Genomic DNA, 22352 nt, shown 5'->3' with positions numbered 1-22352 from the left:
ACCGAACCCATATGGACCGACACGTCCCACACTCGGAGAAATCATGTCTCACACCGATTCCCGGACCCACCCGAACCTCGTGACGACCTTCGTCCGCTACAGCGAGGACCTCGAGCAGCGCGAACCCGACGAGGATGTCCTGATCGAGCAGATCGTCCGGTCGCTCCGCCGCAACAACGAATGGGCCGCGAAGAAGTACAAGCACGCGATCCGCGACGCTCACGCCAAGGGACTCGGCGTCATGCGGGGAGAACTCGCCGTATATCCGAACCTGCCTCGGCCGTTCCGGCAGGGACTGTTCGCGAACCCGAATACGTATCCGGTGATCATTCGCCTGTCCAGCACGGCGGGTGCGATTCGCAGCGATCAGATTCGCGGAGTTCGCGGAATGGCACTCAAGGTTCTGGACGTCAGCGGACAACGGATCATCCCGGACGACGGCCACACGACCCAGGACTTCGTCCTGGTGAACAGCGACACGTTTCCGTTCGCCGGTGTGCGTTCGTATGCCGGCAAGGGAATGCGTCTCGCCAAGATCCTTGCGCGCACTCCCGATCCACTGCTTCGGGCAGCCTGTACGCTCGCTCGCGGGGCGTCGCGAATCCTCACACCTCTGCACGTCCGTCTTCCGGAAGCCGTGCAGTTGTTCGCAAGGCCGAATGATCACGTCCTCGGTGAGACATACCATTCGGCAGCGCCGCTCCGCTACGGCGACCACGTAGCCAAGATCTGCATCACGCCCCTGTCCGATCCGGTCAAACGCCTCACCGGACAACGCATCCCTCGCAGCGCAGGCGAAGACGCTCATCGTGCATCCGTCGAACAATTCCTCGCACGTGACAACGCCGAATACGAAGTTCGCGTCCAGCTCTGTACCGATCCCGGGAAGATGCCGGTCGAAGATGCCACGGCGCACTGGTCGACGAAGGATTCACCGCCTGTTCCGGTTGCCAGAATCCGAATTCCTCGTCAGGACACGAGCAGTGATGCGCTGCGCACCTATGCGGAGGACGTACTGTCGTTCAATTCGTGGAACGGACTCGCCGACCACAAGCCGATGGGCTCGATCAACCGTCTCAAGCGCCGCGTGTACGACGCCTCGAGCGAATTCAGACATCGCGTGAACAAAATCGACCGCGTGGAGCCGACAACCGCTTCGGACATTCCCGAATAAATTGCCCCAACGGTCTTCACGATGTTCCACCCGTGTTCTTCTTATGGTGCCTTCTTTATACTTGGTTACCGTGGCCTGCAATTGGCAGCTCATCGATCGTCCCGACGAGTTCGACACGATCCGATCCAGGCTGACCGAGGGCGGACACGGCGTCATCCTGATCGGCGCTGCGGGAGTCGGCAAGACCACACTGGCCCACCTCGTCGCCGACTCCCTCGACTCCCCCGTTCAGTGGATCGCGGGAACCGAGTCCGCACGAGGCATTCCGCTCGGGGCCTTCGCCCCCCTCGTCGATCCGTCCACGACGCGAGATGCCGTCGCGCTGGTCGCCTCCGCCCGCCGATCTCTACTCCGGCAGGGAGACATCGTGCTCGGCGTCGACGATGCTCACTTGCTGGACCAGCTGTCGGCAACCCTGCTTCAGCAACTCGCGATCGAACATGCAGTACGGATCATCGCCACGATCCGCTCCGGTGAATCCGTCCCCGACGCAGTCACGTCGCTGTGGAAGGACGACTATCTCGAGCGCATCGAGTTGCGACCGTTCAGCAAGCCGGAGAGCATTCGTCTCGTCCGGTCCGTCCTGGGCGGCCAGATCGAAGAGCTGAGCGCAGACGTCATGTGGGACATGTCGCGAGGTAACGCGCTGTTCCTGCGGCATCTCGTCGAAGGTGCCCTCGACGCCGGACATCTGGTTCGAGTTTCCGGCGTATGGCAACTCCGTGGACAGACTGCCGCAACCCCCGGTCTCACCGAGTTGCTGGAACAGCGGCTCGATCGCGCCGGGCTCGATGTCCGGGCCGCCCTCGGGCCGCTCGCGCTGTGTGAGCCGCTCGATCTCGACGTATTGCTCGGACTCGCCGGCGTGGACGCTGTGGACGAGGCCGAGCTGCGTGGCCTGATCCGGATCGAACCCGAGGGCTCCCGCCTCGACGTGCGATTCAGCCATCCCCTGCTCGGCGAAGTCGTGCGCGCACGGATAGGCACCGCGTCGGCTCGTAAACTTCGCGGGCGACTCGTCGACGAGCTGCAACGACGCGGTACGAACACAGCTGCGGAACGCATTCGGCTCGCCGAGCTGTACATGGGCAGCGACCACACTCCCGACACCGAGTTTCTCATCACCGCCGCGAGAGACGCCGTCTTCTTGTCGAACCATCCACTCGGCGAACGCATCGCACGTCAGGCGTGCGAGAACGGAGGAGGAATAGCAGCCGCCGAGCTGCTCGCACGCGCCCTCCTGTGGCAGGGGCAGCCAGAGCTCGCAGCGAAGACCCTTTCGCGCTTCGACCCGGCCGGTCTGAACGAACTCGAACTCGTCCAGTGGGGCCTGCCGCAGGTATCCGTCCTCTTCTGGTCCTTCGGCGAAGTCGACCGTGCCCACGACATTCTTGCCCTGCTGCACGAACGTATTCACCATCCCGCCCTGCGGACACTCGCCGATGCCGTCACCGCCTCGACTGCGGTCCACGAGAACAGGATCGACGAAGGACTCGCTCTCGTGGAGGAGGTTCTCTCCGACCCGGCTGCGCTTCCACAGGCAGTCGAATGGGCAGCGTTCAGCGCGGGACTCGCGCTGCCGGTCACCGGCCGCGGGAGCGACTTCGAACCTATCGCCCTCCGCTGTTTCGAGATGCGGAAACCGACCGACGGCATGATCCGCATGATGATCCGGTACGGCGACGTCGTCGCCCTCACCCAGGTCGGCAACCTGGCGCTTGCGGAGAAGCGTGTCGCCGACACGTCGCATTTCTCCTCGTCCGGCCAGTACCTCGCGTGGGCCATTTCCAAGATCATGGCCGCGGTGGTCCACACGAACCGTGGTTGTTTCCCCGAGGTGGTCTCCGAGATCGAACAGTCGCTGGCTGCACTCACAGCCGATGTTCCCCTGCCGTGGCGCCTTCCGGCCACCATCCTGCTGGCCAAGGCGTATTCGGTGCTCGGACAACCCCAGCAGGCCCGGCGCGTACTGGACAAGGCCGACGAACACACCGGTCGGCACACGGCGATACACGGTCCCAGCCGACTCATCGCGCAGTCCTGGCTGGCTGCGGCCGAGAACTCCGAACAGCGGAGCCTCGCACTCGCTCACGAGGCCGCCGAGGCAGCACGTGTGTCCGGACAGTACGCCGTCGAAGCGGACGCTCTCCACGACGCCGCGCGATTCGGTGATCGCACCGTCGCAGACCGCCTGGCCGAACTCGTCGACCACGTCGACGGTCCGGTGGTGTCGGTCCAGGCCCGGCACGCCTACGCTGTCGCCAAGGCAGACGCGGCATGTCTGGACGCGGTCAGCGGCGAGTTCGAGAAGCGTCGATTACTCCTTCATGCTGCGGACGCCGCCGCACTCGCCGCATCCGCACACACCCATGACGGGAACAAGCGGCAGAGTACCGAATCTGCCGCCCATGCATTCAAATTGGCTTCGCGATGTGGTGGTGTCACGACACCGGCAATCCAATCGGCGGCTCATCCTCTTCCCCTGACCTCCCGGGAACGAGAGATCGCTGCGCTCGTGGCCACCGGCCTCACGAACCGGCAGATCGCCGACAGGCTGGTCGTCTCGGTCCGCACCGTCGAAGGCCACCTGTATCGCGCGTGCATCAAGCTCGATGTGTGTGATCGAGAACAACTGGGGCGCTTGATGCGCAACGAGTAGTGCGCTACTCGCGACACTCCCATGGCCTCCCCCCATGCTCGAAGGAGAACACGGCGCCGTCGCCATCCACATCGTGACGGCGCACGCACCCGGGAGGACACATGGTCACCGTCGCGACGTGGAACCTCGAGAATCTGTACCGGCCAGGACACGCATTCGGGCCACCCAACGACTGGGTCTACCAGCGAAAACTCGATGCTCTTGCCGACGCCGTCACCGAGATCGACGTCGATATCCTCGCCGTCCAGGAAGTCGGTGATCCCGAAGCCCTCGCCGACCTGACCGCACTCCTGCCGGATCATTGGCACCGATGCCTGTCTGCCTGTCCGGACGCCCGCGGAATTCGGGTGGGATTCGCGTCCCGGCTCCCGTTCCTCGATTCGGCCGATATCACCGCTTTCCCGGAGCCACTGGGGTCCATACGGATATCCGACGGATCGGATCCGCACAGTTTCGCGTCCCGGATGGGGCGCGGTGCGTTGAAGGTTCGGGTCGAGACGGAGATCGGCATGCTCGACCTGCTCACCACGCACCTGAAGTCGAAACTGCTCACGTATCCCGGTAACCGATTCGCTCCGCATGACGAGGACGAACGTGCCCGCTTCGGCGCCTACGCGCTCTACCGGCGGGCGGCCGAAGCAGCCACCGTACGAGCTGCCGCGACCGCCCTGCTCGAGGATCCGACCGGCCACCGCCCCACGCGCGACGACCCCGCTGTGATCGTGCTCGGCGACCTCAACGACACCGCCGGCGCCGCCACCACGCAGGTCCTCCACGGACCGCCCGGATCCCAGATCGGGACCGGCGGATACCCTCGCCCGGATCGCGGCGACAGAACCCGCTTGTGGAACGTCGCGCCACTGATTCCCGAGGAGCGCCGGTTCTCGCGGATCTTCGAGGGCCAGCGCGAGTTGATCGATCACATCCTGATCAGCCATCGATTGCTCGACCACCTCGATGCCGCGAGCACCGTGACAGCCTCCCTCCCCGGCATCACCGCAGATCCCACCTTGCGGCGCGCTGCGGCGTGTTCCGATCACGCGCCGGTCGTCGCGAGGCTCCTCTGAAGGTCGGGGATATCGTTCACTCGACGCGGAAGCTCGCGTATGCCTTCTCAGTGCGCTTCGAATTTCGGGCGACGATCTCCTGAAGGTTGTGTGTCTGCTCGATGATCTCCATGCCGACCTTCGAGAAGGTGTCCTCGTTGTAGACGTTGCGTGCAAGCAGCGGATTCGTGAACGCCTGGGTGAACGCGTCGTGCGCGACCATCGTGGTGAGCAGTTCGCCCATCATGCGTCGAGGTGGATAGTCCTCGGCGAAGACGCCCACGTACCACTCGACCTGGTCGGTATCTCCGTAGAGCTTTTCCAGTTTCTGTTGTAGTTCGGCGTTCGGAGTGAGGGCGGCGAAGCTCGTCAACCGGTCGAGTCCGAACGCTTCACGGTAGTCGTTGTACGAGCGCAGCCGCGCCTGTCGCATCAACTGGACGGTCCTCTCTTCGACCGACTCACGTTCGGGGCAAAGGGGATTCCGATCGACCAGGAAGGCCGGGGTGTTCCCCAGCCCGATCCTCGACGCCTTCTGTCGCGAGAACTGTTCGATGATCGAGTCGACTCCCCGGTCGAGGACGAGTGGGTTGTTGTCGACGAACTCGCTCGAGCACATCCGCCGCGAATCGAACACCACCGAATCGGGAATCAGCGAGTGCCACCGGTACAGGAGGTTGAATTCGATTGCACACCAATTTGTTCGATTCCACCGTTCACCGTCGGCAATGAACGGCACGAACTCGATGGGGAAATCGAACGGGCCGATGTGCTTGATGTACTCCTCGATGACGATCTTCAGTAGGAGGACGATCATGATGTTGCGGGTGGTTTCGAACAGCCGATCGTCGTCCCACTCCGGGTACGCAGTTTCCAGGAGGCCGGCGATCCGGTTGTGTTCGCGCAGGAAAAGCACGTTCAGGACGGTATTGCCGATCGTGCTGTTGCCGTGCTCGAGTCCGACTGCGAACACAGAGCTCTTCCGCTCGTCCGGGCACAGGCGAAGAATTGTCCCCAGAAGATACTCCTCGTCGTGCAGTCCGTTGAATTGCGGTGCAATGGTCGGGGTCTCGCCCGGCTCCCGAGCGGCGAACAGGAATGGAGGATATTCCGCATCTTTGATGATCTGACTGTCGAGGCGACCTCCGTAGTGAGCCCGCAGCATCTCCGTCTTGTGCTGATTCACCCCGTAGATCTGGCAGAGATCGATCTCGTGGTTGGAGTCGTTCTTCTTCGGATCGTCCTTGTTCGTGCGCAGAAAGCTGTCGGTGAACCACTGCGCGAAGAACGCGAACCACACGCTCGTGTCGGTGGAGGGCAAGTCCCGGTTTCGCCGGAACAGCGCCACCACGTCCTCGACGGCCGGCAGTTCCTCCGGCGACTCGGTGGACGGCGGAAGGTGGCGTCCGCTGTAGGTGCGGTCGGTCAGGCTCGTCCACGTCGTGTAATCGGCGGCCAACGTCAGTGGGCGTGGGCGCGGCGGAACTGCATATGCGTACTTGTTGATCACGGCCCTGCTGGCGAGCCGTCGGATCGTAGGGATCCGCCCGACCAACTCGGCGGCGAGCCACGGCAGACGACCTTCCAGCAGCGGCGAGGCAGCCTGCGACCGCCTCTTGATCTCGGAGAGATACTGCCGTGGGTGACGCGTCGGTAAGAGCAATGGTGTGAACATGGAGTTTCCCCTCGTCGACATCGGAGCCGGTCGGTAGCGGCCCGATCTTCCGAAAGCGGCTATATGTAGACCACCGAGGCGAGCCTGTACGATCTCGCCAAACGCCGTGGGTTGCTGTCCATGGCCAGCGGCGGTGAGTATCGAGGTTGCATGGTCACCCGGTAGACCACAGAGTCGGCCACGAGAGCGCCGTCGGCGACCTTCCGGCGATTCGGTAATCCCCACAGTGGATTCCACGATTCGTCGACCGGCCCAAGCGCCTCGGTGCAGTCCAGCAGGAGCGCAGGATAGGTCTCGGCGACAGCCGGATCGATCTCTACACCGTGCCTTTCGGCATTGGACAACATCCAGGCCAGAGTGATGTCGGCCAGCGAGGTCGACGGGTATCCACCGCCGACGTCGCAGTGCACTCCCGCGAACCAGACCTGTTCGACGACCTGTTCGTCTGCCGGCTCATCATCCCACAGTGTCGGCGGGAACTGGCGACGCTTCTCGTCGAGAGAGAGTGCGTGGTAGGCGGCCTTCACATCGGGGTGGAGTCGCGTGTCCAGGAATCCATAGGCCTTCTGGTCGAGACGGCCGAAGAGCGCCCCCGGGATCCCGAGCGTTCCCACCGTGTCCCACACACCGATCATCTCGATGTGCCCATCCACCATGCGGACTTCGACGGGAGGGTCGGCCCACTTCTTATCGCCGCCCGTCCGGTTGCGGTACGCGTGGAATGCCTGATCGACGAGACGATCGGTCGGGCGGCCGGACGGCAACCCGCAGTAGGAGATCATCCCGCCGAGGCTCCGCGCCGTATACGCGCCGCGACTGAAGCCGATGAGGAAGAGGCGGTCTCCTTCTTCGAACACTTCGGCGATACGCCCATAGCCTTCCCGCACGTTCTCGACGAGACCTTCCCCGAAGGCCCCGCCCCGCAAGCGAGAGAGCAGGTTTCCGCCGGTGCCCACTCCGGGGTCGTACAACTTGACCTGGGTGGAAGTCGACGCGAGCGCTTCGTGGAAACGGTGAACGTTCGTGTTCGTGAGCTTGCCCGAGCTCCAGGTCCCGTCGGCGCAGTAGACGATGTTCTTCGGCATGTCGATCACCCTTGCCCATCGGTTCGAAGCTGGTGAAACGATCGTCACGCGCCCGGAGACGGCGGGCACGCGTAGTGTCCTACCCGATTGCGGTCCCGCGGCGTCTCAGAACGGCGCGACCTCCGGGCACGTCCACTCCGCATCCCAGTTCGCGGCGTCGGTCTCGGCGATCCCTCCGAGTCTCGTCATGCTGATGCGCGAGTATTCGTCGACGGGGAGAACCAGGACATATCCGTACTCGGTCGTCCACCGCGCAGGCAGCAACACCCAGTAGTTCTGGTTGACCAGCAGCGTTCTCAGACATTGGTACCGATAACCGAATCGTTCATCCGACCTCGGATCGAGTACGGTTTCGTGCACGAGGTTCGCAGGCGCATACAGGCGGTCGGCGGTATCGAGGACGACGACGGTCTCCTTGTCCCACAGCTCGGCCGCGACGTTCTGCGCCTGACCACGTCCGTACTCGGTGGCGAAGATGTTGGTGCACCAGAACAGTGCCAGCACGAGCGCAACACCCGCGAACAGCCAGGTCGATCGCTCTGCGGCCGACACCGTCGAGACACCGTCCGCCCCGAGAGCCGACCGGATGCCGACTCCGACGATGATCAGCACCGCTCCCACAGCCAGGAAGACAGGCACGAGCGTCGCGCTGCGCACCGGGGACAACTGCGGCACCATAACGGCCGAGACCGACAGGGCGACGAACAGCACTCCCACACCGATTGCGCTCCATCCGGCATGTCTGACGACTCGACGTTGTCGGCCTCGCCGAACCAGCCGCAGACCGTAGGTCCGGACCCAGAACGCCACACACGCCACCGCCAGAAACGAGACGAGGGCGGGATACAGGACGCTGACGCTGCGCAGCACGTAATCGGCCGTCGTGAAACCGAAGGCGCCGGTGTCGACACCGAAGTACGCGAAATACGCTCGGGCGGAGACGAAACCGAAGTAGTAACACAGCCCGGTGAGTAGGGTCGTCGGCGCGACGATACCGGCGAGCAGACCGGCCCACATGTGTGTCGGATGCGCTGCGGTCGAGCGGGTCGCTTCATCACTCATCGGGGACCGGCACATTCCCCGCGGGCGGAACGACGCTACCTGGCCCACCGACGGATGGATCCGACGTAATTCCGGGAATCGTCGGCAGTGGCGTAGTCGTCGGCCCAGGCGTAGTTAATCCTGGAGTCGGTCGAGACCCATAGGAGCGCGTCGGGACCACGTACGGCGTTGTCTCCATGTACGACGGCGTCTCCGACCACGCCGTATTTTCGACTGTCGGCGGCGCTGACTCGGGAAACGTTCCAGGCACGGTTTCCGTCACCGACGAGGTCGGCGACTCCGATCCCCCCGACGTCCGATCGCACGCCGCGACTCCCAAGACACAGAGCGCCAACGCAGCAACGGTTCCGGCCGTCCGATACCGAGATAGAGTTCTGCAGCCTTCGAGCGTGTGCATATCGCAACCTCTGTCGGGAGTTCCGTACTTCTTCGACCCTCAATCACCGTAGAACCGACGGATACATGCGGTCACGAGTACTCCCCTACTCGTTCGCCACGCGACTCACGGACCCATTCAGGGTTGCCGTGACGGATGCACGAAGCCCTTCCGCAGCACCGAATTCGCTGTGCCACCACGAATCGAGTAGCCGTCTACTCTGCCCGGAGTGATTGTGCGCTCGTAGCTTTCTTCTCACAGACCGCGGTCGGGACCGCGCTCTTCCAGATCGAAACTCGTGAATCAGCCGCGCTTCGTTTACCGACACCACACCAAAGGATCAATGATGGCTACAAAGAACGGCAGAACCAACCGCACTCAGCGTCCCGCGAAGGACGCACTCGCCGTCGCCCTGCGGAAGTTCATCCGCACCAAGGGCGCGGACTACCTCGACGACCCGAACGTCTCGTCCGTCGGCGTCGGATACAAGCACGTGGACGGCAAACCCACCGACGAGCTCGCCGTGCAGTTCACGGTGAACGAGAAGGTATCGGAGCCCGAGGCTCTCGAAGCATTGGGTACCTCCCCCCTTCCCGAGAGCATCACCGTGAACGGTGTGGAGGTTCCGACCGATGTGATCGAGCGGTCGTACGAAGCCGCATTCCATCGCGTCCCGGAGGCAGCAACGCCGCCCCGGAAGGCGCGAATGGATCCGATCCTCCCGGGCGTGAGCGTCGGGCACATGAGTGTCAGTGCCGGGACGATCGGATGCATCGTCTACGACGTCGACAACCACACCCCGTACATCCTGAGCAACTGGCACGTGCTGCACAACGCGACGGGTCGGGTGGGCGACACGATCGTCCAGCCGGGTCCGCACGACGACAACCGTGTCGACGACAACCGGATAGGACGACTCGTGCGGTCGCACCTGGGGCCGGCCGGGGACTGTGCCGTGGCGACGATCGAGGATCGGCAATTCGATCCGGAGATCTGTGGGCTCGACGTGGTTCCGGATGCTCTAGGGGAACCCGAACTCGGCGACAAGGTGATCAAGAGTGGCCGCACCACCGGCATCACTCACGGTCTGGTGCGTCGCGTCGACGTGATCGCCAAGATCACGTACGGAGGGGTCGGCACGAGGTCGATCGGTGGATTCGAGATCGGACCCGACCCGAAGCACCCTGCAGCCGATGGTGAGATCAGCAGCGGCGGCGACTCTGGAGCGGCGTGGATGTTCCGATCCGGAACCGACGCGGCGACCACTGTCCTGGCCGGGCTGCATTTCGCCGGCGAAGCCAACGGAAGTTCCGACGAGCACGCGCTGGCATGCCTGCCGCAGTCGGTCTTCGAGAAGCTGGGCGTGACCCTCACCCCGCCTGCATCGGTAGAGGCGGTTGCAGCCGTCGGCTACGACCAGAACTTCCTGTCGACGCCCGTCCCCCTTCCCGAAGTGACGGCCGAGGTGAAGCCCGACATCGCACAGTCGAACGACGGGTCCGAGGTGCTGCACTACACGCACTTCTCGCTGGCAATGCGCAAGTCGCGCCGGTTCGCGGCCTGGGTGGCGTGGAACATCGACGGCGGTTCCATGAAGAAACTCAGCCGTAAGAACATCGACTTCGTCAAAGACCCGCGTCTGGCAGCGGACGCTCAGGTCGGCAACGAGCTGTATCGAGCGAACCGACTCGATCGCGGGCACCTCGCACGACGGGCCGACCTGCTGTGGGGCGGCATGAGCGAGGCGACCAAGGCGAACACCGACTCCTTCTTCTACACCAACATCACCCCGCAGATGGACGACTTCAACCAGAGCGCCCGCGACGGCGTCTGGGGCAAGCTCGAGGACGCGGTCTTCGCAGACGTGGAGGTCGACGACCTGAAGGTGTCGGCGTTCGGCGGCCCGGTGTTCGCAGACGACGACCGTGAGTTCAGACGGGTGAAGATCCCCCGCGAGTTCTGGAAGGTGCTCGTGTTCGTGGAGAACGGCGAGCTCAAGGCCCGAGGCTTCCTGCTGAGCCAGAACCTCGATCAGCTCGAAGTGCTCGACCTCGACGAGTTCCGGGTCTTCCAGGTGCCGTTGACCGAGATCGAACAGCGCGCACTGCTGCGGTTCCCGCAGGCCCTGCGTGATGCGGATCTGCAGGTCGCGGCGGAGGCGATCACCGAACCACTGGATTCGGTGTCCGCCATCCAGTGGTGACGGTTCGGACAGACGTGAGGGCGGGTGTGAGACGAGTCCACGGCGTCGTGACGATGCCGGCCGATGCCCCCGTGACGACGGCACTGCTCGTGGTGGAAGTCAGGGACGTCTCGCTCGCCGACGGGGGTGCACCGGTGCTGGCGAGTGTCGCGATGGCAGGCACTCCCGTGCAACCGGGAGGACGCGCTCGTTTCGAACTCGCCGCACCGGAAGTGCCTGCCGCAATGGCACTGTCGCTGCGCTGCCACGTCGACCTCGTCGGCGACGGGACGGTCGCGGTCGGCGACCTGCTGTCGACCCGATCGATCCCGGTTCCGACGACAGGTGACGCCGGACCTCTGACGGTTCCGGTCGACGTCGTCACCTGACGACTCTGCAATCGAACTCTCTGCGGGAGAAGGTCATCGACCCCGCACCGAACGAATCGACTCCCGACCGGGACGGTTCACACCCCACGGAAGGAACACATCCCATGTCCATCAACGAAACACCACTCACCCACGCCGAGGACTACGGCGACACCGGTGAATATCGGTCGGGGCCGGTCGCCGGCACAACCGTCGTCCACACCGCCGACGGTGATCGGGAAGTCCAGTACGCCGACGTGGACGGCCTGGCCGTGTTCGAAGGCAACATCGTGCTGGGTACGGTCGAGGAGATCGCAGCCCAGGCCGGTCCCGAGGGAATAGGCATCACAGGCGCGCACCTGCGTTGGCCGAATGCGACCGTCCCATTCGAGATCGACCCCGCATTCCCCAATCCCCAGCGCATCACGGACGCAGTAGCGCACTGGACCGCCAACACTCGAATACGATTCATCGCACGAGCGGGACACGCGAACTTCGTTCGGTTCCGCCCGAGCACAGCGAGCCGATCACCCGTCGGTATGCGCGGTGGGCATCAGGACATCGAGATCGCTGCCAATGCTCCCGTCGGCACCGTCGTCCACGAGATGGCCCACGCACTCGGGTTGTGGCACGAGCAGAGCCGCGAGGACCGCAACACTCTGGTCGAGATCCGCTTCGCGAACATCGATCCCGCCAATGCGCACAATTTCGACCAGCACATCACCGACGGCGACGATATCGGCGGATACGATTTCGGTTCCGTCATGCACTACTCGGCGACGGCCTTCAGCACCAACGGACAACCCACCATCGTGCCGAGAGCCCCGCTGCCGCCCGGTGTGGTGATGGGGCAACGGAACGGCCTGTCCCAGGGCGACATCAACGCAGTGCACACGTTGTATCCCGATTGGTCGGGCATCGGTGACCGATGGCGCAACATCGGAGGCGTCTTCCCGCCGGGGGCACCTCTGTCCGTCACGTCGCGTGGCGCCGGCAACCTCGACGCGTTCATCACCGGCAACGACGGTCGCGTCTACACGTCGTGGTGGTACCAGGGCAACGATTGGTCGGGTATCGGCGATCGGTGGCGGAACATCGGTGGTGTCTTCCCCAAGGGTGCGCCGGTCACCGCGATCGCCAAGTCGTCGAACAGCATCGACCTGTTCATCACCGGCAACGACGGCCGCGTCTACACCTCCTGGTGGTACCACGGTAGCGACTGGTCCGGTCTCGGCGACCGCTGGCGCTCGATCGGCGGGTTCTTCCCTCCCGGTGCTCCTATTTCTGTCACCTCGCGGAGCCCCGGGAATCTGGATCTGTTCGTCACCGGTAACGACGGCCGCGTCTACACGTCCTGGTGGTACCAGGGCAACGACTGGTCCGGCATCAACAACAACTGGCGCAATATCGGTGGCGTGTTCCCGAAGGGCGCACCGGTCACCGCAATCACCAAGTCGCCGAACAGCATCGACCTGTTCATCACCGGCAACGACGGCCGCGTGTACACGTCGTGGTGGTACCAGGGCGGCGACTGGTCCGGCATCGGCGACCGGTGGCGCTCGATCGGCGGATTCTTCCCTCCGGGTGCACCTGTCGCGGTCACGTCGCGCAGCGCCGGCAACCTCGACGCCTTCATCACGGGCAACGACGGCCGCGTCTACACCTCCTGGTGGTATCAGGGCGGTGACTGGTCGGGCCTCAACAACACGTGGCGCAACATCGGCGGGATCTTCCCGCGGGGCGCGCCGGTGAGCGCGGTAGCCAAGTCCCGCGACAGCATCGACCTGTTCATCTGCGGCAACGACGGTCGTGTCTACACCTCGTGGTGGTACCAGGGCGGCGACTGGTCCGGCATCGGCGACCGATGGCGCAACATCGGCGGGGTGTTCCCGGCGGGTCGCAAGGTGACGGCGATCGCGCGGGGGCCCAAGAACCTCGACGCTCTCATCTGCGGCAACGACGGTCGCGTGTACACGTCGTGGTGGAAGGGTTCGTAGCGCAGAAGGCCCGCGCCTTGTTCCCCGGGTCACCTGCGCCCGTACAACTCTCGCGCGCTGAACCGAGGCTCGCCCTACGTGTAGTGCGGGCAAACCCCGGTTCAGCGCGCGAGGCAGTCTCGGACCCTTCCATTGCCGATTTACGTGGTTTCGACCCCGGAAAGCGGGGTCGAAACTACTCAATCTCTGTTCAGTCCGAAGCCGGTGCGGTCAGCCTTGCAGCTGCATCAGATCGAGGAGCCTGGCCAGCACCAGTTGCGGATATCCGTCCAGGAACTGCTGCTCGAAGGACCCGTCGAACCAATGGATCGCACGGAGAATCCCGGTCAGATACCCGAGGCATTCCTCTGCCGTGCAATTCGCGAGTCTGGCAGTGGGATCAGGTTCCAGGGGGCCGACAACGCTCAGCCACTACAGACACTTACAGGCGGTTCAATCCGCGGAACTGCTTCTCGCACCGAACAACCAGCCCACCGCAATTCCGGCAAGACCCGAAACGGGTGCGGTTGCTTGGGCAATATTCTCGAGATCACCCTGGCTCAGTGCCTGATAAGTGACTATTCCGAATAGGGCGAGAACCAGCACCAATGCGATCAAGTGCCTCAACAGATCCATTCGTTGCTCATGAATCTGGGCTCTCGAAACCAGCTCGGATCGGCGCGATTCCTCGCTGTGCCCGGTCCCATCCCGGATTCCGTCGTCTGAATCCATGGCAGCCCCCTCTCGCTTACTCACTTCAGTATCGACGCGATCCGATCGATCGGGTACTGATGGTCGACAAGAAGATGTCTCGCCCCGCAGACTCCTTCAACCATCCGAGTCGGGATCGACAAGGCCCGTTGGCGCGGGTTCCGTACGACACGTGCCGACGTCACCCGCCCCCTCAGCGATATCGCACCGGAGGAAATCCTCAATGCGATGAGCTTCGCGTGCGAGGGTCGAGAGCTCGGCGTCGAGGCGCTTATCCGAGAACGCTCGCTATCTTCAACCAACGTCGCCTGACGGGGCCGACGCGTGAGCGCTTGGAAGAGCGCCTGAACATTGGGTTCAGGAGCGGGCGCTTGATGCCGGTGGGGTCGATGATCCGCTCCGGTAGTTGAGTCGCCGACTCGACATCGACCATTGCGGACTTCGACGTACGGACCCAGCCTGAAACACATTGTCTACAAACAAAATCGACGATTTTCTTGCGTTGATCATTCTTCGATGCCAAGATTCCAAGATCGCCACCGACCCGCGTGGCGTCACAAGTGAAGAAGGCCCGCCAGGAGCGGCAACTCCCGACGGGCCGGTTGTCCGACTAGTTGGGAGTCGAACGTGGGCCAGAATACCCTGGCTGGCGGCGTGCGTCGTGGACCGCGCCTGGCCAGCAACTTCACCATCCTCAGCAATGCCGTCATCAACGACGAGCGCTTGTCCTTCCGCGCCCGTGGCGTGCTGATCTGGTTGCTGTCGAAACCGGACGACTGGCGCACTCGGTCCGACTCGATCGCCGGCAAGTCACCGAAGGAGGGGCGCGACGCCGTCCGCTCCGCCCTCCGAGAGTTGGCTGAGCTGGGCTACTTGATCCGAGAGAAGATCCAGAACGAGCGCGGCCAGTGGATCACTATCCAGACGATCTACGAAGAGCCGCGTACCGCCCCGGGGCCTGAAAAGCCGACGCGCGGTCGTGCGGACAACGGAGAGCCAGGCAGTCTTTCAAGAATCGATTCACCAAGGACGAGAACCAACCGCACGCGCCAAGTCTCGAAAGCACCGCTCAGTCCGTCAGTCGCCAACCTTGCAGCGGCATGCAGCCGCGCGGGATTGACGGCTACATTCGCATATCTCAAACCCGAGGATGCAGCTGCCATAGAGATCTTGATCGAGGTGCACGGAGTCCCAAAGCTCGTCGCGACCGCCCAGGCAGTCCATCGACCTGCGGACCCGATGAAGTATGCGCAGGCTTGGGTGCCCATGTGGCAGGGGTTGGCAGTGCCCCGCGCAGTACCCGACAAGTGCGGGAAGTGTGATGAGTACGGGTGGCTACCCGACGACGAATTCGGGCGGGCGGTGAGGTGCGCCTGCAGGACTGGTGCGGCTGCGTAAGTATGCCGCCCAGCCCAGAGCGGCGCGTGAACGGAACCGCAGACGCGCCCTCCGCGGTGGGGTGAGCGCGACGGCCCCTTCCGATAGTCTCTCCACCGCGGCCCGACGGACTTCCGCTGTGACGAGCAGCCACGGACATGTCCCCACCCGCACGACTGGATTCGTGCTGCCTTGGGGACCTGACTGTGACACTGCTTCGTACTTCTGCCCGTCGTATCGTCGAGCTCGACCGACCGGACTCGCTTGCGGAGCAATTGTTGGAGCAGATGCTGTTCAAGACCGGTCGCCGAGCCGGCTTGTCCGAGCAGAAATCGTGGAGCCGTAGCCTCCCGGCACTTGCGCAAGACCTCGTTGAGGCGGGACTCGGCGACGTAGAGATGCTCGTCGAGTACCACCTGCCCTTGACCTCCCAGCGAGCAGACGTCGTGCTTGCCGGAATGCACCCACAATCGGGTGCAGCTTCGTACGTGGTTGTCGAGTTGAAGCAGTGGACGGCCGCGTACCGCTACGAAGACAATCCTGAATTGGTCGAGGTCCCCGGCATGCCGGGTGCCCCCAAGCTGCACCCCGTAGCGCAGGTCAAAGGCTATTGCGAGTACATCTCCGACTTTGCGCGCGCCGTATCCGACCAACCCGATGCGTTGGCCGGTATCGCATACCTCCACAACGCCACCGATCCCGGAACTGTGGCCGACCTGCGCACATACCCAGCCGGCCTCACCGGACGATTGTTCACTGCCGCTGACCGTGGAGCCATGCACGACTTCCTACGCACCCGTCTCGCGCCGACCTCTGGTCGCGCTGCCGCCGACACGTTGATGCGGTCGGCTGTGGCGCCGTCCCAGCAGTTGCTGAAGGTAGCTGCCGCCGAGGTGCGCGACCGGCCACAGTTCCACCTTCTCGGCAACCAGCAGCTCGCAGTCGATCTTGTACTCCATGCTGTGGAGAGTTCGAGGGCCGCGAACAACAAGCGCGTCATCATCGTCACGGGTGGTCCGGGCAGCGGCAAAAGCGTCATCGCTCTGTCCTTGCTCGGCGAGTTGGCCCGTCGGGGCCGAACTGTCCTGCACGCCACCGGGTCACGATCGTTCACCCAAACTCTGCGCAAGGTGGCCGGACATCGAGCCCCTCGAGTACAGAAGATGTTCAAGTACTTCAATCAGTTCATGTCCGCCGAGCCCAACGGCCTTGACGTCCTGATAATCGGCGAAGCCCACCGGATCCGGGAGACCTCGGTGGATCGCTACACGCGCGCCGAGTTGCGGACCGATCGGCCCCAGGTCGATGAGCTCATCGCCGCGGCTCGAGTGCCGGTGTTTCTTCTGGACGAGCACCAGGTGGTGCGTCCCGGGGAAATGGGGTCTCTGGAGCAGGTCCAGCGCTACGCCACGTCGATCGGCTCGAAACACAGCACGTGCATCTCGGCGAACAGTTCCGCTGCGGTGGTAGCGAAGAATACGTCTTGTGGGTCAAGCGTCTTCTCGGTCTCACCGACGGAGGCCCATTCAAATGGTCGCCCGACCCCCAATTCACGGTGCGCGTCGCCGATACCCCCGAGGAGATGGAGCACCTGCTTCTGCAGCAGATGGAGCAGGGCTACTCGGCGCGGATGACGGCGGGCTACTGCTGGCCGTGGAGCAACGCCGACAAGGACGACAACCTCGTTCCCGATGTACAGATCGGAAGCTGGGCGCGGCCGTGGAACAGCAAGAGCGATCGTCGCACCGGCGACGCTCCCCCTGCTCCGTTGTGGGCCACCGAAGACGGCGGCTTCGGACAAGTGGGATGTGTCTACACAGCCCAGGGCTTCGAGTACGACTGGAACGGCGTCATCCTGGGTCCCGACCTGGTGTGGAGGGGCGGCCGGTTCACCACCAATCGAGCCGCCAACCGAGATCCCGACTTCAAGAACCGAGCCAAGATCACCGACGTTCGGTTCGACCGACTGGTCCGCAACGTTTACAAGGTCCTCTTGACCCGAGGAATGGTCGGCACGGTCATCTACTCCACCGATCCGGAAACTCGCGAAGCGCTACGTTACCTGATCACCGAGTAGCGAGGCGGCCGGCCACCACACCGCGATTGAATCGTTCTTTGCGCTGCTCCAAAGCAACATCCTCGACAGACAGCGTCTGCCCACGCGCGAGCAATTACGCATCGCGATCGTGACCTGAATCGAGCCGAGCTATGACTGCCGGCGACGCCAGCGCAGAATCGGCAGATTGACTGTCCTGCATTCCGTGATTCTTTCCATCTCGCTCGGCGTGCGATCATCTATCTCCGCAACAGGTTGGCAGGGGCCACCCTCCAGCGGTCCGGCGGCCCTGAGCGCGGGCCACGTCGCCCCGGCAGCGGGAACTCGTCGTCCTGTGCACTCCCACAGCCGTCTCACAACTCCTGACCTGGGCCTTTATGTCAACGGCACCTGAATTTTGGTTCTGGCTCACTTTGCGTGATGGCGCGACACCATATCTCAGCACAGTAACCCGCAGATTCTGCCTGGCAGACTTCGACCATGGATCGCAGCCGAGGCGCCGAATACAACGGCCGTTACGAGCACTACAACACCAGCGATAGCGGTGAGGAACTGCCGACCGTCCGACACGGTGACTTCGAACAAACCGACTGGGACATGCGCTTTCTGTCTGCGCTCACCAGACATTTGTCGGCACGACCCTGGGGCACCGGGGTGTACGAGATAGAACGGCTGAGCTGGGTGGATTCGGTCATGACATTGGTGGTGCGGGTATGGGGTCGCGACGACTCCGGACTGGTCGGCTGGCGTGAACACCTGCCTACAGTCCGAGCAGGATTCGAACCCGACGATCCGGAGACAGTTGCTGGCGCTTGGCACACCGGCGAGTTCTACCCCTGCTACCTGCCGCAACCGCACTTACCTGGCCCCGACGGTATCCACTGGATCGGGACCAGGCGACCGTCTCATCCCGATAACCGGTGACGGTGACCTCGCAATCGGATCATCACGGAAGTGGGTGCCCCTTAGGGGTTCCGCCGATCCGCAGACGATGATCTTGTCGGTGTTCTGCGAATCGCTGTGACCTGCGGGTTCTGCTCCCACACCTGGCCGGTGTGACTATCGAGTCGATCGACGCGTCCGCTGCCGGGATCCGTATCCGCGCATGTGCGGCGACGCAGGGCGCCTCGTGTCCTGACTGCGGGAACAAGTCGGTGCGGGTCCACAGCCGTTACGACCGCACCCTCGCCGACGCCGCGATCGGTAACCGCCCCAGCCGCCTGGTTCTTCGGGTGCGCCGATTCCTGTGCCCCAACGGGCAGTACAGCCGACGGACATTCGCCGAACAGGTCGACGGACTGACCTCGGCATATGCTCGGCGCACCCGGTTGCTGACCGCAAGTTTCGAGCGGATCGGGTTGGCGTTGGCCGGACGAGTCGGAGCACGCCTGGCGGACGCTTTGGGGATGCCGGTGGGGCGTTCGACCTTGTTGCGGCTGGTGCGCAGCCTGCCGGAGCCACCGGTGCACCCCGTCGAGGTACTCGGGATCGACGACTTCGCCCTGCGTAAACGGCATCGCTACGGAACCGTTCTGGTGGACATGAACACCCACCGCCCGATCGATGTCCTGCCCGACCGGCGTGCCGATACCGTGGCCGCATGGCTGGCTGGGCGTCCCGGAACCGCAGTGATCTGTCGCGATCGCGCCGGCGCCTACGCCGAGGCCGCCCGGACCGGTGCACCCGAAGCGATCGAAGTCGCCGACCGCTGGCATCTATGGCACAATCTCGCCGCCACTGTCGAGAAAACCGTTGCCGCACATCACCACTGTCTGCGTTCTGCGCTCGAAGCGCAGTCGTCCCCTGACCCCACAACCTGCGAAACACAGCGCAAGCTCGCCGGTGAGATGCTCGCTGCTCGCCAGGCGAGTCCGCGTCTCACAGAACGCACCAAGCGTCGCTTTGCGCAGGTTGCGGCCCTCAAGACCAAAGGATTGTCCATCGCGGCGATCTGCGGGGAACTCGGTTTGGCACGCAACACCGTGCGCCGCTTCTACCGCGCCACCGAGGTAGACGAGCTGCTCGGATCTGCACGGGCCGGTCGTCCGCGGCTGTTGGATGGGTTCACCGACTACCCGCATGTGAGGTGGGGCGACGGACAGACTTCCGCTGCAGTCCTCTAGGAGGAACTTCGAGCGATGGGATATCGCGGGAGCTACACCACCGTCCGCAGTTACGTCCGGCTGCTGCGTCATGCCGGAGCTGCTCCCCTGCGGGGCTCGGTGCCGAAGGTCCGGCAGATCACCTCCTGGATGCTGCGCCACCCCCGTGACCTCACCGATGAGGATCGGATCGGACTCAAACAGGTTCTCGCCGGCTGTCAGCATCTCGAGGCCACCGCCGCCCACGTCACCGCTTTCGCGCAGATCCTCACCGAACGCCGCGGTGAACACCTCAATACGTGGATGGTCGCGGTCCGCGCCGATGATCTACCGCATCTGCACCGCTTCGTCCGGGGCCTGGACGCCGATCACGATGCGGTCCGCAACGGTCTTGCCTTGCCCTACAGTTCCGGTGCGGTCGAAGGCCACGTCAACCGCATCAAGATGCTCAAACGGCAGATGTACGGGCGTGCCGGCTTCGACTTGCTTCGTAAACGAATCCTGCTCGGCTACTGAGACGTCGGAGATACCCCGCGGCGGCGGAGATACGAGATACTGGGCCGGTGACAAGCCGAGGAGTGGTGCGCGACTGGCACATCGAGCGTATGCAGGGTGTGATCGACGGTGACGACGTCCCCGGTGGCTGTCTCGTGCGGTTCGCTGCGGTGGCGGTCGACGGGTTCCCTGCACTGCACCCAGGCGATCACGTCGAATTCGAGTGGCACCGGCTCGACCGGCCAGAATCGGATTACGCCTACGAATGCACCCGGGCATGGCCTGTGGGGCAACAACCTGTTACCCGGGGTCGCCGGCCGTTCCGGGCCGGACTGTGGCGGATGCACGCCGACGGGAGCGCCGAGCAGGTATCGCCCGCGTCCCCCGGTCAGGATTCGCCCGTCGCCACCTCGGGCGGGCCCACGACCGGCATCGTCCGCATCTGGCACGACGAAGACGGGTGGGGAGTAATCGACTCGCCTCAGACCCCTGGTGGGTGCTGGGCGCACTTCAGTCACATCGTCGCCGAGGGATTCCGGACCGTAGACGTTGGTGCCGATGTCACCTTCGAATGGCAACAGGTCACCAACCAGGATGGTTATCGGTACTGCGCGACTCGGGTCGAGCAACACCGCACCTGACCGGCCACCCCGAAAGTCGCCACAGCGCCATTCCATGGATTTCTGATGCGCCATCACGGAAAGTGAGCCAGAACCAGTTTTCACGTGCCGTCGACAATCCACCGTCCTCGGCGGCAAGACACCAGCGCCCGCGGCCACCGCACCGTCGTTGCTGCAAGATCGGACACTCAGATCACCCGGCGGTGAGCAGCCGCTGACCGAGCGTGCCGATCTCACCACCAACCGCCACCGAGCCACAGTCCCATCGGCAATGGGACGGACAACTCTGTCCCCGAAATGATCAGCTTCGGACCGTGCCGCTATATTGCCGAGCAACTGGCCGACCTCGACATCGACGGCCGACAGACGGAGGCGTTATGGCTGGCACGTTCGGCAAACCACAATGGCTTCGACGAGACCGACCGGCATCAGCACCGGAATACCAGTGGGAACGTGCCGCCCAGCAGGAAGACACCGAAGCGATGGTCCGCCTCGGTCGGGAAGCACACCAGCAGGGCAACAACACCAAAGCCCGAAAATGGTGGTCCGCAGCAGCAGACTACGGCGATGCCGAAGCCATGCACTACCTAGGCAATCTGTCCGCCGAAGAAGGCGACGCAGCCCAAGCACAACACTGGTGGGAACAAGCCGAACTGTTCACTACAGAAGACGCACCACTGGACGACAGCACCGACCACATCGCGGGCAGCGGAAGCAGCCATTTCAATCTCGGACTCGAGGCTGCCCTCCGCGGTGACCTCGACGGCGCCAAGTCCTGGTGGGAGCGCGCCGCTCAGAGCAAGGACGCGGACGCAATGTTCCACCTGGGAATGCTCGCCGATCACCATGGTGATCGGATCGACGCCAGGACCTGGTGGGAACAAGCGGCTCACGGCGGCCACGTGGATGCGATGCTCAGACTGGGTGGGCAGGCCGCGACGTTGACCGGTGACGATCAAGCCCGATCCTGGTGGGAACAAGCGGCCGCGCACGGCAGTGCCATAGCGATGTATGAACTGGGCGCCTTGGCCGACGAAACGGGCGACCTGGATCAGGCACGGTCATGGTGGCGCCAGGCTGCAGACCTCGGCAACGAACACGCGATGACAGGTCTTGGACGGCTGGCCAAGAATGCCGGTGACAGCGAACAAGCCCAATCCTGGTGGGAACACGCAGCGCGCAAGGGACATGCCGGCGCGATGCTTCAACTGGGCCTGCTCGCACTCGACACCGAAGACTCGGCACAAGCCCGACGGTGGTGGAAACAATCTGCCGACTGCGGCAACACTACGGCTGAATCGCCCCGAGTTCGGCGGAGGCTCGGCTATCTGGTTCCGGCCTCAGCGAGGACCGGTGTCTCACGGTAGTCGGCCGCCGTGTGATTCGAC

At 63.8% G+C, this 22352-nt stretch carries 15 protein-coding genes and 2 pseudogenes; 14 read left to right on the top strand and 3 right to left on the bottom strand.

The window, feature by feature from the left end; translation table 11 throughout:
* The first annotated feature begins 43 nt into the window (after window positions 1–43).
* The 3 genes from ABZ789_RS14355 to ABZ789_RS14345 all read left to right on the top strand — a co-directional run bounded on the left by ABZ789_RS14355 (window position 44) and on the right by ABZ789_RS14345 (window position 4900).
* On the top strand, window positions 44–1174 hold the full coding sequence (locus ABZ789_RS14355; protein ID WP_358424706.1) for a catalase family protein: 1131 nt from the start codon (window positions 44–46) through the stop codon (window positions 1172–1174).
* 70 nt (window positions 1175–1244) lie between these two features.
* Window positions 1245–3833, top strand: coding sequence for a LuxR C-terminal-related transcriptional regulator (locus ABZ789_RS14350; protein ID WP_358424704.1), 2589 nt, complete (start codon window positions 1245–1247; stop codon window positions 3831–3833).
* Window positions 3834–3934: 101 nt separating this feature from the next.
* Window positions 3935–4900 (top strand): endonuclease/exonuclease/phosphatase family protein, encoded by a 966-nt coding sequence (locus ABZ789_RS14345; RefSeq protein ID WP_358424702.1) that lies wholly within the window; start codon window positions 3935–3937, stop codon window positions 4898–4900.
* 16 nt (window positions 4901–4916) lie between these two features.
* Here ABZ789_RS14345 and ABZ789_RS14340 read toward each other — a convergent pair whose 3' ends face one another.
* From ABZ789_RS14340 to ABZ789_RS14330, 3 genes are all read right to left on the bottom strand, one after another.
* Window positions 4917–6554, bottom strand: coding sequence for a peroxidase family protein (locus tag ABZ789_RS14340; RefSeq protein ID WP_358424700.1), 1638 nt, complete (start codon window positions 6552–6554; stop codon window positions 4917–4919).
* 59 nt (window positions 6555–6613) lie between these two features.
* Entirely contained in the window at window positions 6614–7639 is a 1026-nt protein-coding gene (locus ABZ789_RS14335) for a DUF2235 domain-containing protein (RefSeq protein WP_358424698.1), read from the bottom strand.
* Between the two features lie 105 nt (window positions 7640–7744).
* Entirely contained in the window at window positions 7745–8701 is a 957-nt protein-coding gene (locus tag ABZ789_RS14330; RefSeq protein WP_358424696.1) for a hypothetical protein, read from the bottom strand.
* Between the two features lie 722 nt (window positions 8702–9423).
* Between ABZ789_RS14330 and ABZ789_RS14325 the strand changes: the two genes are divergently transcribed.
* The 11 genes and pseudogenes from ABZ789_RS14325 (at window position 9424) to ABZ789_RS14275 (ending at window position 22331) form a co-directional block, all read left to right on the top strand.
* Complete coding sequence (locus tag ABZ789_RS14325) at window positions 9424–11280, top strand: DNA/RNA non-specific endonuclease (protein WP_358424694.1); 1857 nt, start codon at window positions 9424–9426, stop codon at window positions 11278–11280.
* Window positions 11281–11306: 26 nt separating this feature from the next.
* Complete coding sequence (locus ABZ789_RS14320; RefSeq protein WP_358424692.1) at window positions 11307–11648, top strand: hypothetical protein; 342 nt, start codon at window positions 11307–11309, stop codon at window positions 11646–11648.
* A 104-nt stretch (window positions 11649–11752) separates the two neighbouring features.
* The gene (locus ABZ789_RS14315; RefSeq protein WP_358424690.1) at window positions 11753–13624 is read left to right on the top strand and encodes a M12 family metallopeptidase; all 1872 of its coding nucleotides are present in this window, start codon (window positions 11753–11755) and stop codon (window positions 13622–13624) included.
* 1317 nt (window positions 13625–14941) lie between these two features.
* The gene (locus tag ABZ789_RS14310; protein ID WP_358424688.1) at window positions 14942–15712 is read left to right on the top strand and encodes a helix-turn-helix domain-containing protein; all 771 of its coding nucleotides are present in this window, start codon (window positions 14942–14944) and stop codon (window positions 15710–15712) included.
* Between the two features lie 137 nt (window positions 15713–15849).
* Window positions 15850–17768: pseudogene (locus tag ABZ789_RS14305) on the top strand (DUF2075 domain-containing protein).
* 4 nt (window positions 17769–17772) lie between these two features.
* Window positions 17773–17946, top strand: a pseudogene (locus tag ABZ789_RS14300) (IS3 family transposase); the annotation flags it as partial.
* A gap of 281 nt (window positions 17947–18227) precedes the next feature.
* Complete coding sequence (locus tag ABZ789_RS14295; RefSeq protein WP_358424686.1) at window positions 18228–18671, top strand: hypothetical protein; 444 nt, start codon at window positions 18228–18230, stop codon at window positions 18669–18671.
* Window positions 18672–18802: 131 nt separating this feature from the next.
* Complete coding sequence (locus ABZ789_RS14290; RefSeq protein WP_358424684.1) at window positions 18803–19870, top strand: ISL3 family transposase; 1068 nt, start codon at window positions 18803–18805, stop codon at window positions 19868–19870.
* Between the two features lie 15 nt (window positions 19871–19885).
* Window positions 19886–20365, top strand: a complete 480-nt coding sequence (locus tag ABZ789_RS14285) for a transposase (protein WP_358424682.1) — start codon at window positions 19886–19888, stop codon at window positions 20363–20365.
* 47 nt (window positions 20366–20412) lie between these two features.
* Window positions 20413–20985: a cold shock domain-containing protein gene (locus ABZ789_RS14280; RefSeq protein WP_358424680.1), complete on the top strand. Its 573-nt coding sequence runs from the start codon at window positions 20413–20415 to the stop codon at window positions 20983–20985.
* 356 nt (window positions 20986–21341) lie between these two features.
* The gene (locus tag ABZ789_RS14275; RefSeq protein ID WP_358424678.1) at window positions 21342–22331 is read left to right on the top strand and encodes a tetratricopeptide repeat protein; all 990 of its coding nucleotides are present in this window, start codon (window positions 21342–21344) and stop codon (window positions 22329–22331) included.
* Window positions 22332–22352 lie beyond the last annotated feature (21 nt).

The sequence above is a fragment of the Rhodococcus sp. NPDC047139 genome, from assembly GCF_040643435.1.
In the GTDB taxonomy this organism is placed as follows: Bacteria; Actinomycetota; Actinomycetes; order Mycobacteriales; family Mycobacteriaceae; genus Rhodococcus.
The sequence above is the reverse complement of the archived record's forward strand: the minus strand, read 5'-3'. Positions and strand labels throughout refer to the sequence as shown.